Source organism: Candidatus Hydrogenedentota bacterium (assembly GCA_035450225.1).
Classification (GTDB): domain Bacteria; phylum Hydrogenedentota; class Hydrogenedentia; order Hydrogenedentales; family SLHB01; genus DSVR01.
The window spans coordinates 186,623-199,770 of record DAOTMJ010000003.1; the positions used below are offsets into that span (position 1 = coordinate 186,623).

Consider the following 13,148-nt stretch of genomic DNA (forward strand, 5'->3'; position numbering starts at 1 on the left):
TTGTGTGAGATAGAAGGTTCACGCGAAGGCGCGGAGGCGCAAAGAAGAACAAAAAGAAAAGCCTTGGCGTCTTTGCGTCTTTGCGTGAGATCAATGTTCACGCGAAGGCGTGGAGGCGCAAAGAAGAACAAGACGAAGATAGCCTTGGCGTCTTTGCGTCTTGGCGTGAGATCAATGTTCACGCGAAGGCGCGGAGGCGCAAAGAAGAACAAAAATAGCCTTGGCGTCTTTGCGTCTTTGCGTGAGATCAATGTTCATGCGAAGGCGCGGAGGTCCGCCTACCTTGGGGATTCGCTTGGCCTGGCAGTCAAACCGAGTTGCCTTGATCCGGGGCGGGCGGTCGCCTATGATGGGGCTTGTTGGATGAACCGGATCCCGGCGGCAGGAGTATGGGCGAGGCGTATCGCAAATACGGGCTGACCTCTCTGATCGCGGCATTGCTCCAGGGACGGATGCCGCGTTTTCGCGACATGTCCATCCGGCAGAAGTTGACGCTGCTGGCCATGGCGGCGAGCAGCGGGGCCCTGTTGCTGTTGTGCACGGCCATGGTCATTTTCGATTTTGCCGAGGTGCGCCAGCATGTGCGCAACGAGATGACCACCATCGCCGCGATGACGGGTTTCAATTGCGCCAGTTCGCTCGTGGACAAGCGCCCGGGGCTTGCGGCCGAGGCGCTTTCGATGTTGAAGGTCAATCCGCGCATCGTGGCGGCGGCGGTTTACGACGCGGACGGCGCGGTGTTTGCCCGTTATTTCCGCGACAGGCAGGTTGAGAGTCTGCCGCGCCAGATTCCCCGGGGCGATGAAATAATGATTGCGCCGGGGCATGTGACGGTGTTTCATCCGATTGTCGAGGAAGGGGCGCGGCTGGGGACGATCTATCTCAAGGGGGAAACCAGCGCCCTGCGCGCCCGGATGCAATGGTATCTTGCCGCGGTGCTGATTATTTTGTCCATGTCTTTCGCGGTGGCCTACTTGCTGTCGGCCAGTTTGCAGCGGGTCGTGTCGGTTCCGGTGGCGCAACTCGCCCATCTCGCCAAGCAGGTTTCGCAAAAAAAGGATTACACGGTCCGTGCCGTCAAGCACAGCAACGACGAACTGGGGGTGCTGACCGACGAATTCAACGAAATGATGAGCCAGATTCATTTGCGGGACAAGGCGTTGCAGCAGGCTCACGACACCCTGGAAACGCGTGTGCACGAGCGCACGATGGAACTGGAACAGGAAATTCAGGAGCGCAGGAAGGTCGAGGCGAGGCTCAAGGAAGCCAAGGAGGCGGCCGAGGCCGCCAGCCGCGCCAAGAGCGATTTCCTTGCGAGCATGAGCCACGAAATCCGCACGCCGATGAACGGCGTCATCGGCATGACGGAATTGCTGCTCAACACGGACCTCGCCCCGCATCAGCGCAAATACGCCGAGACGGTCCGCCGGTCGGGCCGGGCGTTGCTCAAGGTGATCGGCGACATTCTCGACTTCGCCAAGGTCGAGGCCGGCCGCATGAATATCGAGCCGATTCCGTTCGACCTTGAAGTCGCCGTCGAGGACGTGGTCGAACTCTTTTCGCCCATCGCGGAAGAAAAGGGGCTTGCGCTGGTCATGCGCTATGCGCCGGACACCCCGCGCCGCGTCATCGGCGACGCGGGGCGCATCCGGCAGATTCTGACGAACCTCGTCGGCAATGCCCTGAAGTTCACGCATCACGGCCATGTTTTTATCAATGTGGTGTGCCGCGGCCGGCAAAACAACACGGCCGTAATTCGCTTCAGCGTGAAGGATACCGGCATTGGGGTTCCGGGGGCCAAACTGAAGCAGATTTTCGACAAATTCGAGCAGGCGGACAGCATGACGTCGCGCACTTATGGCGGCACCGGTCTGGGATTGGCGATATCGAAGGAACTCGCGCGGCTCATGGGCGGCAAGATGGCCGTCGAAAGCCGGGAAGGAATCGGATCGACGTTTTATTGCACGTTGCCGCTGCTCGTGGACTCCCAGGAACAGGAGGTCGTCGAACCCGCCGAGGAAGCCGGTTCCCTGGCGGATCTCCCGATTCTGATTCTGGGGGAAAATCGGATTCAGCGCCGCATTCTGCATGAACAGGCAAGCCTGTGGGGCATGCGCGCCTCCGTCGTGACGAACGAGGAGGAGGCCCTTGCCGAACTCCGGCGGGCCGCCGAATCGAACGCGGCGTATCGCATGGCGCTGTTCGATTATCAGGCGCCGGGGCCGCATGTGGAAGCCATTGCGCGGGCCATCAAGGGAGATCCGTTGTTGTGCGATACCGCGCTGGTGTTGTTGACGTCGTTTGGACAGCGCGGCGACGCGCGTCGCATGGCGGAAGTGGGCTTTGCGGCGTATCTAAGCCGCCCCATGCGCCAGGCGGAATTGCGCAGCGCCTTGGCGGCGGTCTGCCGGGCGGACGCGTCGGGGAAACCTTCGGCCCTGATTACGCGGCATACGCTGGCGGAAGCGCGCGAAGGCGCGGGAGGCCGCGCCAAACCGATGTTCCATGCCAGCGTGCTCATTGTCGAGGACGATTTTGTCAACCAGCAAGTCGCCGCGGAAATCCTAAAGGAACTGGGATGCACGGTGCAGGTCGCGGGCAATGGCGTCGAGGCGCTCGCCCTGCTTGAACGCGTATCCTACGACATCGTCTTCATGGACTGCCAGATGCCGCGCATGGACGGGTTTGCCGCCACCGCCGAGATTCGCCGCCGTGAGGCGGATGCGCGCCATACGCCGATTGTCGCCATGACCGCGCACGCCATGACCGGCGATCGCGAACGGTGCATCGAGGCGGGCATGGATGATTACGTCTCGAAGCCCATCGATCAGGCGTCGGTGTTACAGGCCATGCGGCGATGGATCGGCGGCATGGAAGTGACGCATGCCGATGCGACGCCCGAACAAACGATCGAATCGGCCAGCGCCGAACCCATCTTCGATATCGAACGGGCTTTGTGGGTCACCGGCGGAAAAACCGACATGTTTCGCCGGCTCGTGCGCGTTTTTGTGAACACGATGCCCGATCGCCTTCAGGAGATGCGCACGGTCTTGTCTTCCGAAAACCGGCCGGAATTGAGGCGGCTTTCCCATTCGCTCAAGGGTGCGGCGGCCAGCGTCGGCGCGATGCGTTGCAGCCGGTTGGCAATGGAACTGAATCGCTGCGCCCAAGAGGACGATCTGTCCAAAGCCAAGGCGATTTTCGAGCAGTTGGAACGAGATCATGCCTTGTTCGTGCAGGCGTTTGAAAATTACGACTGGCGGGAAAGCAAGGGCGCCGAAATGTAAAGAACCGTGTTTTCAGTCGTCGCCGACGGGGGGATCCGGTTCTTCCGCCGTCTCGACCAGTGGGGGAGAAGAGGAAACGGGCGCTTCGAGGGGAAATGCAAACTCCATTTGCTGACGGCGAATGAGTCCGTAGCGCTTGAGCAGGCGCAAGGTCTGCAACGTATGGGAGGGCGAATAGGACACATACGCGTTGATTCGTTCCACGAGTTCCTGAAGGATTGTCGCGAATTCGATTACATGCGAGAGGCCGCCCTGTTGGAGCAGGGCGATTGCGCGTTGTCTTGGCTCGAACGAGGCCGGGAGTTCCGATATGACCAGTATCGAGGGCACGTCCACGCATCCGAAAATCTGCCGGGCGCGTTCCAAAGAGGCCTCTTGCGCCACTTCGAACAACACCGGATTGGCCTCAATCACCGAAGCGTAAAAACGGTCTGCGTGCCACGCACGCACTTCCACAACGGCCCGGGGAAGCGACGAAACGTCCCCCATTCGCAAAATAAAATCGCCTGTTCGGGCGGATTCCTGGAGCGGCGCGGTGTTCTCGACGAACAATTGCAGACCCGGTTCGAGGCCGCGCGCGCGGGTGGTGTCGTGCTGCCAATACGTCATCACATGAAACGCATTGACCTCGAAAAAATCCCGCACCAATTGTACGCTGATGTCGCTCATGCTACCTGCCGCAGGTCATGGTTGATGGTATATTATAGGTCATGCCCAGTGCCGGCGCAAAAAGAATTCGCGGGGGCTTGGAATTCTTGACGTTTTCGTATAAAATAGCCCAAGCGTTGAAAGATGGGGAATCAATTGCCCCGGAAGGAGACGTTCTGCTATGGCTCGAATGGCGAAGTGGAATCTGGCGCTGGTGGTGGGAGTGATCTGCGCAACGAGCGCCTATGCGGTGCCCCCCGCGTATATTGGCCCGATGGGGAATCTGGAAGAACCCGCGCTGCGACCCTACAAGTGGGTCTTGCGCGGTATGAAAGCCCTTGCCTTTCAGACGGTTGACGCGTTGGATCGCGGCAATCGGAAAACGCCGGGCCTGGGTACGGCGGAAGGGTTCCGGGGAATCCGCAAGGGCGCCGTGGAAATGGGCGAAAGTTGTTGCAAGGGCCTTCAGTTCAGCGCGCCGCCGTCCGCGGGCGACTACAAGAAGACCGGCGCCGCCAATGGCGTTATCGAAAATGATCTCCTCCTGCGCAACGTGGCCGATTATGTCGTGGCGTCGCAACTGCTCGTATGGGCCGACGGCGACGAGGCGTGGCGATGGGGCGCCCTGCTGTGGGCATCGCAGAAAGCGTGCGATCATTACCCGGCCGTGAAGGCTGACGAGCAGGAGCGCATGGCGGAGAGGGCCCAACAGGTCCGCTCCGCACGGGCCAACGCGGGCGCCGCGAAGAAAACCATGACGCGCCGGGAAGCCCAGGCCGCCTATATCGAAGACCGCATTCCCCAACAACGAAAAGATCCCTATAAAGGCAATATCCTCAAATTGGCGCGGTAACCGCCGAACCCGGCAAATGGCGGCGGTTCCAGTCGTGATCCGTGCCGCCGTGTCCGCTCTTTTTGTGTGTCCGTCGAAGAACGCGCCATGACGATAAAAAAAGCCCGGCCATGAAAGACCACGGCGCCCCAAGCGTGAAGATTATTTTTTCGTGAAGATGCCGGGATTCGCCGGGGCGAACCCCAAAGACTATGGCCTCTTCAGATCCGTCATTCTTGTCCATATTGCGGTTTGCAGAATGCCATTTTTAAGCAAATAGACAATGGTTTTTGGGGATAACATGCTTGGGACATCGCTTCCTCGCGATGAAGAAAAAATTTTCCCGTTCAATAGTATTTTGGACAGCGCTGCCCTGAGGATTTGAGATTGGAATCGCCTGGCCCGGACATCCATTTCCTGTTTTTCATCTGCGTATATCGGCGTTAGCTGTGGATCGTGTGGTCTTCCGCAGATGACGCGGATTCACGCAGATATCGAACCAATAAACGGGATATCGAGGTAAAACATGACTCCTTGCGGTATTGTGTTTTTTTACAACTCGTTTGGACAGCACTGTTATTTTTGTGGAAGCCCGACTTTAGGGCACTGAAACGCGGCCATGCGGCATGAAACACGCCCGGCCGCATCGTATGTGCGGATCACAATCCCGGAATGGAGATTCTTTTCAGAACCGGTTCAGACCGCCGCGTTTTTTCCAAGGATCCGCCGGACATGGTCGAGGGCCGTTACGGCAATGCGAATCTGACTTCGTTCATCCGTTGCGGCATAATTGAGGCGCCAGTCCTCCACGCCGCCCGGCCAAACAAACCGGGCAAAAGTCGTTTGCCCAACGGGATCCGCCTGCAACAGCAACACGCAGTCCGCATGGAATTGATTCCGCAGCGCTTCGGTCTTGTCGAATGTATCGAAAGCGCCGGGCCATACAATACCGCCCGCGAATGATTGCGCGCCGGCCGTCACCATCCGCCGGGCCAGCATCCCCCCGGAATTCGTTTCACAGGCGGCCAAGGTCCATCCCCGCGCCGATAATAAGGCGTCCACTGCCTGCTCGATGGTCGCGTTGCCCGTTCCGACAACGTTGTCGGGAAGACGCTTGCGCACTTCCGCCTCCACCGCGTCAATCATTGCATCGGCTTCGGCAACGGATCCGGCGCGCGCCGTGATCCGAACGCGCACCGCATCCGGATACGCCAGCACGCCAACGGTCGGATTTCGCTGGCTCCTGATCAGATCGCCGATCACGGCGTCTACGCGCGATTCGCCGAGTCCGCAAACGTTCAGCACGCGGCTGTGGATAACCGCTTCGATGCCGAACTTTTGCCGCAAATACGGGATCACATGTTCCCTGAGCATCGGGATCAGTTCTCCCGGCACGCCCGGCATGCAGACGATCGTGCCGCGCGCGTCTTCGACAATCAGGCCCGGCGCGGTGCCGTGCGGATTTTCGATGCCGGCGGCGCCGCGCGGCGCGAAGGCCTGTTTCCTGTTGTTCTCCGTCATGACAAACCGGAATCGCGCGAAGCGCTCCGCAAGCGCATCGAACAGGTCCTGCCTGAATTCGAGGGGACGTCCCAACAACTCGGCAATACATTCACGCGTGATATCGTCTTCTGTTGGCCCAAGCCCGCCGGAAGTGAGCACCACCTCCGCGCGGTCCAACGCATCGCTCAACGCCTGCTTGATCCGTTCCGGATTGTCCCCGACCGTCGTTTTTTGGCGCAGGTTGATGCCGTTTTCCGCCAGCATCCGGCCCATCTCCGCCGCATTGGTGTCCACAATCTGTCCCAGCAGCAGTTCCGAACCAATCATCAGGATTTCACATTGCATCGAAATAAACCTCTTGTCCGTATGCGCCATGTATCAGGCCCATGACTGCGCATGATTTCGACGACATGCCCATAGAGACTCATCGCAATTCCATCGGCCAATCCCGCCCATTGCACCGGTTTTCCCATGCCCATGTCAAGATGACGGTTGAACGGACCGGATGATCGCCATGATCACATCCTGCGGGCAAATATGTTTTCCTCAACCTTGATCCCGGCGCTTCGCTCGTCTACTCTTGCACTTGGCCACGGCCATGGAAGGAGTTTTCATACGTTTTCCCGCATGCTTGAATTATTGAACGGTCCACGTGGTCTTGTCGTTGTCCTGTTGATTGCGGCGGCGCTGGCCTTGCCGTCGCTGGGCGTGGGATTCTTTCTGGACGATTACGCCCACCTCGCGGCGTTGGACGGAATCAGCCCGGTGGCGCGACCGTGGAACGTGTATTGTTTTGCGCCGGGCGATCCCGAAAAAATGGCGCAAATCATCGAGGAGGGCCCGTTCCCGTGGTTCACGCGGCTCGACATTCGCGTGCAGTTTTTCCGCCCGCTGTCTTCCGCAACCATGCGGCTGGACCGTTGGCTGTTCGGCGACGTGGCGTGGCCGTACCATTTGCATTCAATCCTGTGGTATCTGGCGGTGGTGGCCGCCGTGGGAACCCTCCTGCGGCGGGTATTGCCGGGTTCAATGGGCATGCTGGCCCTGCTCCTTTTCGCGGTAGCGGCCACGCACTGGTTTCCGGTGGCATGGTGGTCGCATCGCAATGCGCTTGTCTCGTGCGCGCTGGGTTTCGGCGGCCTGCTGGCCTACGTCCGCTGGCGCGAGACGCAGTGGAGACCCGGCGCATGGCTGGCGCTGGGCGGATTTGGACTCGGTTTGCTGGCCGGGGAGACTGCTTTCAGTATTTCGGCGTATATCGTGGCCTACGAACTCTTCGCGGCGCCGGGATCGGCGACGCGGCGAATCGGCGTACTCGCGCCCGTCTCGATGCTGGCGGTACTCTACCTGCTCCTGTATTCGGGCAGCGGCTACGGGGTGCAAGGCACGGGCTGCTATATAAATCCCATGCGTGAACCGCTGGTGTTTCTGGCGGCGGCGCCGCAACGCTTTCTGATCATGGCCGCCAACCAGTTCTTCTTGTGGCCCGCCGAAATCCCCGCCCTGATCCCCCAAATGGCTTGGCCGTCCGCCGCCATTGGTATCGCGGCGCTGGTAGTGGTTGTACTTGCCTTGCGCGCCGCGTGGCGCCATCTTGCGCCGGAAGAACGCAGAAGTTCCCGCTGGCTGATGATCGGCGGTCTGATGTCCATAGTCCCCTTCCTCGCGCCCTTTACGTCCGGCCGCCTGCTGATGGTTTCGTCGCTGGGCGGATCGGTGGCGATAGCGATAATCATCCGCGAAGGCCGGCGCGCCTGTTCGCCACGCGCGCTGCATACGCTGGCACGCATTCTGATAGCGATTCATCTGATATTGGCCCCCTTGGCATGGCTGCTTCTTTCCCCCGCTTTTGCCCGACTCAACAGCCATGTAACCCGCTTGTCGGAATCCGTGGAAATTGACGACGATCGCGTCGCGTCGCAGCAAGTCATGTTGCTCAGCGTGCCCGATCCCGCGATTGGGATCTATGCGTCGGCCATGCGCATGCACAACGGACACCCCAAACCCGCGGCATGGAGGCCCTTGTCGGTTTCGCCATGCGATTCCATATTCACCCGAACCGCATCCAATGCTTTCGAACTTGCCCTTGACGGCGAAATGCTCAAGACCTTGCCCGAACAGATTGCCCGCGACGCCGCCGCTAAATTGGAGCCGGGCGATCGGTTGGAATTCGACTCATTCGGCGTCACCGTGCTCGATGTCGGAAAAATAGGCCCCAAACGCATCGCATTTCACTTCGCTAAACCGTTGGAAGATCCCGCCTATGTATGGCTCGAATGGCGCGAAGGCCGTTTGCGTCCGTTCAAACCGCCACCCGAAGGCCAATCCGTCCGTCTGAAATGGACGGGACCATTCCGGCGCGACACCGGCTCGTAAAGCGTCAAAGACGATCCATCTGGGATCGTCCGTCGAAAGGACTCTTTTGCCGTGGACGTTGTGGACGTTGTGAACCCTGCGGATCCTGCGGACTTCTTCTTGGGTTTCTATCGTTCATCGCGTCCCTGCCGTCCATGGGCTAAACCGGGGACTTTCGTTCTCACCGCCGAATTCGATTCATGGTTCCAGGCGGCACGTAAAAACGTCTTTCGGCAGGTTCAAAACAAGCGTGCCGCTGTCGGTTTGCAGGGCAATCCCGCTTTGAATCGTACCGTTTTCCGCGTGTGCGATGACCCGCACGGGTAACGGCGCTCCAAACGGCATTTTCCCCGCATCGAATTCCATTGTAAACGCTGGATGGCCGGGCAACGGCGTCACGACAAGCGCATCGCCGTCCCGAACCATGCGGCAGCCGCCGTTCGTCGCAAGATCGTCGAACCGGACAAGTTTCCCGTCTGGATTCCCGCGTTCCGCGATCGGATCGGGTTGCGGCGGCAGCGGCGTCCATGTTGCGCCCTGGTTTTCGATACGCAACGTGCCCACGCGCACACGCTGTTGATCGTCATTCGGCCCGCGCAACGGGAGACGTCCGATATCGGGCCGGTACATGCCCACGCGCAACTCGAAGGCGTCGCCGGGTTGGGCGTCCGCCGGCCACTCCCCCGAGCTGATCGTCTTGATTTCGCCCGTCCACTCGTTCGTCGGCACGGGCGGCTGCATGTCGGCCTGGAACACGATACTGCCCGATTCATCCACGAAATGGCCGAATAGCATGAGCGACTCGCCCGTCGGCTGTTGGGCATGCCACCGAAGCGTCACCCGCACCGTGCGGGCCTCGACCGTTTCGACGCGCGCATCCGCCACCGAAATCGGGAACCGGTTATCCAGCGACGATCGCGCGTTCACATAGAGCGAGTCCGGCGAACGGCTCCACTCGACCACAACGCCATCGCGCCGTTCGATGGCCGCTTCGACCGTGTCCAATGCGGCATAAAACCCGTATTGAGGCAATTCGCGCCCTTTCACGTTCCACGGGGTTTCGCCTCGGTTGACCCATACCTTCCCCCTGCCTTGCCATTCGACGCGCAGACGGCGCATGTCGTTGCCGTCGAAGCGGACCTCGTGCATGGGCTTCAGCGCGAGGGCACGTCCGGCTTCGTGAAGGAGCCAATATTTTCGAACCACGTCACGGCTGAACGGTTCCGGAACCATCGCCGGATGGCCGTCGAGAATCTCCACGCTCATGTAATCGTCGCTGTAGATGCCGTGCGTAATCGCAGGCAGCCCGCCCGCAAACCGGGACTCATAGCCCGCCCCGTGCAGGACGAAACGGTCGTGCACGAACATGTCGAGCCACGGCACACGTTCCGCGTCCCTGCACGTGATCGGCCATACGGTCCACGGCGCGCCTTTCGGGGGATTCGGATCGACTCGCAGGTGGTTGCACTGCGCGCCGTCGAGATAGCCGATGAGTTGGTCGTGGCCGCTTTCCGAGATCTGCGGCGCGTTGTCGCCGAGTTGTTCGCGGATCCACGCAAAGGTACGGCCCCAGGTATCGCGCGTGAAGAGGCGGTCATGGAATTGTCCGTCGAAGGTCCACGATTCATAGGGGCCGATTGAAGAAAACACGTCTATGAAATACCCCGTCGGTGCGATGTTTTCTTTCAGCCATTGCACGTTCTTTTCCATGAACGGCCAGTAGGCGTCCGTCCGCCAACGATATGATTGCGCGCCCTGTCCCTCATTGAACCACGCGCGAATCGGTTCGCCGTCCCGCGTGAACGCCACATGCTTGTAGGAGAAACCGTCCGCGTCGGGATAGAGGTCAATGTAATTGTCGTGCGGGGCGAACAGGACGCCGGCGTCTCTGCACGTCTTGGCAAGCGCCTGAAAATCCTCGACGCTTCCGAAATTGGGATTCGGCGGGCAGATATCGGGCAAGCGGTAGTCGTATCCCCAGCGCTGCCAGTTGTGCCATACCACAACGCTGTCCGTCAGGCCGTAACGAAAGGCCCGGTGAAGCGCCTGCGCGCTTTCCCTATAACGTCCGCCCCAGAGGTCGAAGACGAAGCGGCCAGCCAGCGCTTGAACACCGCCCGCCGCCGGGCGCGTATCCAGCGCACGGCATGCCCGAGCGCCCTGCCACACGTCGCGCGCGGGAAAAAAACGCATGGTCTGATTGAACGGCGCGTGCAGCGTAAAACGCCTTTCCCCGGGCGATACTTCCAGCCGCGTCGGCGGCGCGTCAACGGCCTGCACGAGCGAAACCCCATTCGTGAAATCGAATCCCACCGCCGAACTTGCGAGTTGATGCCCGTCGAAATGCAGGTTGAATGCCCGCGGTTCTTCGAGTACGTTGCCGACACCCGCGTACACGCGCAGCAATTCTCCGCTCCACGATCCCGCCGCGACATCTTCGATGTACACGACATTCCACGGTTTGGGCGCGGGCGCGTTCTCCAATCGAAAACGCACATCGAGGCCGGTTCCACCGACGACCTGCATTTCGCCGGCGAGGTCGAAGGCCGCATCGCCCTTGCGCAGACGATGAACGACGCGAAGCAAGCCGTCGCCAAACGTTTGCGACACGTCCCCGGCCACGACGACATAGTCCCCGATTTCGCTGCCCGCCACGCGCACACGGAATCCGCGGAAGCCAATCTGCTTGCCATCCTTCATCGTAAAGGCGAGTTCGCCGTCGAGCATGCCCCGCGAACCCGGACGCCATTCGACTTCGGCGTTGAGGTCATCGAACAGGATCTTCCCCAACCGAACCGGTTCGCCCAAGGCTGATTCCGAGTCCGGCTTCGGCGTTCCCGCGACGACCGTCGGCATCGCCCAGTACGACTGATCGCAGGTCGTATCGTTGCGCGGCCCCGGATGCGATTCAAATTGCAGGCGAACCGTTTTGCCCGCAAAGGCCGCAAGATTCACTTCGGCTTCTTGCCACGTCTTCGCATCCGAGTGGCGTTCAAAGACGACATCGCCCAACGTGGCATCGGGCGCGTCGAACGCCGCCACGCGCACGCGGAACGTCACGCCGTCGCTCGAAGGCTCCGTCGGCATGGTGTCGCGGATGGCATGTGCGAACCGCAGGAGGATGGGCTGACCCTCTGGCAATTGCAGCGGATACTCGACCAGCGCCGTCCCTGAAAGCCCCTGATGCCACGGCGGGTGGATGCCGATGGCTTCACGGTTGTCCGGGCGCGCCGCGGAAACAAACGGCTCGACGCTCGCCCGGGTTCGCCCGTCCGCGCCGTGCCATCCCACGGCGCGCGTTTCCACCGTTTCGCCATTTACCTGAATCAATGTCCGAAAACACGGCAGCCGCAGCAGCAGACACGCATTATCCCGTCCGATCGCCACCGGATGCCACGGAACCGTTGCGACATTCGGACGCGGCGGATTCGGCATTTGCGTTTCAATGAGCAGGACCGCATGCGCCTTGCGCTCGTAGCCATTCATCCCGCAACCGGCCTCGGCATAGGCATGCAGCGGATAGATTGCATTGTATGTGCCCGGACCGGCCGTAACGGTCCCGTCAATGGACACCGAACCGTGCGCTTCGAGTTTGAACGATACGACGCCATTTGGTTCGACACGCCATTGGTCCGTCACGGTCAAACGCAGCGATCCATCCATGAGCGAGTCGCTACTCAGGTTCTCGACTCTGACCGTGAATGGCACAGGCGTGTCCACGGCCGTAATCTTCGCCGGTCCCTCGATTCGGATTCTCAGGGGACGCGCCGTGTCCTCCGGCGGATTGAACGCCACCGCGGAGAAAGCGGCCGTCCATGCGAAAACAAAGAAAAACAGCATCTGCCGAATGTCCATGGCATCGCCCTCGTCATATTGACAACCGAACGATATATCAAAACAGATACCGGGTTCGAGCGGATCCCCCGATAAGTCAGGAGCGATTTGATTCCATCTCGTGTGCGATCCGGTGCATGTCGTCCACGACGCGCGCGAGTTCGCGCAAAATGGGATGCGGCCAGTCCACGGCCAGCGCGCGAACCATTTCCCCATAATACCAGAGCGTACCGTCGCGCCCGCCTTTGAACAGGTCCCAAACGGCGTTGCCGCGTTCCGCAAGGTCGCTGACGATGCTTCGCGCGTTGTGCAGCTTGTCGGCGGCGATGACCAGTTTCAGTTTCGGATCGGCCGTCTTCGCGTGTTCGATGAATTGTTCCTTGCGTTCCCGCCACGGTGGCTTGGGTTCGCTATCCGAATCGCTGCAACCCTCCACATGGCGCGCCACGACCTCACCGAACGCCGCGCGAATCCGTTCGAGGGTGTCGCGTCCGCCCTGATCCTCGACGGCATCGTGCAACAGCGCCGCGATGAACTGGTCTTCGTCGGCGCCATGACGTCCCGCAATGGCCGCAACCCCTATGAGATGCGTGATGTAGGGGACCCGCGAACCCTTGCGCCGCTGGGTGCGATGCAATTCGTACGTGAACGCAAACGCATCCACAATCCGCGGAGAATAATCCATGAGC

General features: G+C 60.5%; 8 protein-coding genes. 3 read left to right on the plus strand and 5 right to left on the minus strand.

All coding sequences use genetic code 11. The annotated features are described in order from the left end of the window. The coding region (locus P5540_03855; GenBank protein ID HRT63937.1) for a hypothetical protein at positions 1–182 on the minus strand (182 nt) is incomplete at its 3' end. Between the two features lie 207 nt (positions 183–389). Here P5540_03855 and P5540_03860 point away from each other — a divergent pair. Beyond that, positions 390–3,287: a response regulator gene (locus tag P5540_03860; protein HRT63938.1), complete on the plus strand. Its 2,898-nt coding sequence runs from the start codon at positions 390–392 to the stop codon at positions 3,285–3,287. Positions 3,288–3,299: 12 nt separating this feature from the next. On the opposite strand, the gene P5540_03865 is transcribed toward P5540_03860, so the two are convergent. Continuing rightward, the gene (locus P5540_03865) at positions 3,300–3,956 is read right to left on the minus strand and encodes a hypothetical protein (GenBank protein HRT63939.1); all 657 of its coding nucleotides are present in this window, start codon (positions 3,954–3,956) and stop codon (positions 3,300–3,302) included. Between the two features lie 160 nt (positions 3,957–4,116). On the opposite strand from P5540_03865, the gene P5540_03870 reads away from it, so the two are divergent. Further along, positions 4,117–4,788 carry a hypothetical protein gene (locus tag P5540_03870; protein HRT63940.1) on the plus strand — a complete coding sequence of 224 codons (672 nt, stop codon included), beginning with the start codon at positions 4,117–4,119 and terminating at the stop codon, positions 4,786–4,788. Between the two features lie 675 nt (positions 4,789–5,463). Here P5540_03870 and P5540_03875 read toward each other — a convergent pair. Then, positions 5,464–6,615: a CinA family nicotinamide mononucleotide deamidase-related protein gene (locus P5540_03875; GenBank protein HRT63941.1), complete on the minus strand. Its 1,152-nt coding sequence runs from the start codon at positions 6,613–6,615 to the stop codon at positions 5,464–5,466. Between the two features lie 282 nt (positions 6,616–6,897). On the opposite strand from P5540_03875, the gene P5540_03880 reads away from it, so the two are divergent. Beyond that, entirely contained in the window at positions 6,898–8,646 is a 1,749-nt protein-coding gene (locus tag P5540_03880; protein HRT63942.1) for a hypothetical protein, read from the plus strand. Between the two features lie 177 nt (positions 8,647–8,823). On the opposite strand, the gene P5540_03885 is transcribed toward P5540_03880, so the two are convergent. Both P5540_03885 and P5540_03890 read right to left on the minus strand, forming a co-directional pair. Continuing rightward, positions 8,824–12,480: a DUF5696 domain-containing protein gene (locus P5540_03885; protein ID HRT63943.1), complete on the minus strand. Its 3,657-nt coding sequence runs from the start codon at positions 12,478–12,480 to the stop codon at positions 8,824–8,826. Positions 12,481–12,556: 76 nt separating this feature from the next. Beyond that, complete coding sequence (locus P5540_03890) at positions 12,557–13,144, minus strand: HD domain-containing protein (protein ID HRT63944.1); 588 nt, start codon at positions 13,142–13,144, stop codon at positions 12,557–12,559. Positions 13,145–13,148: the final 4 nt, after the last annotated feature.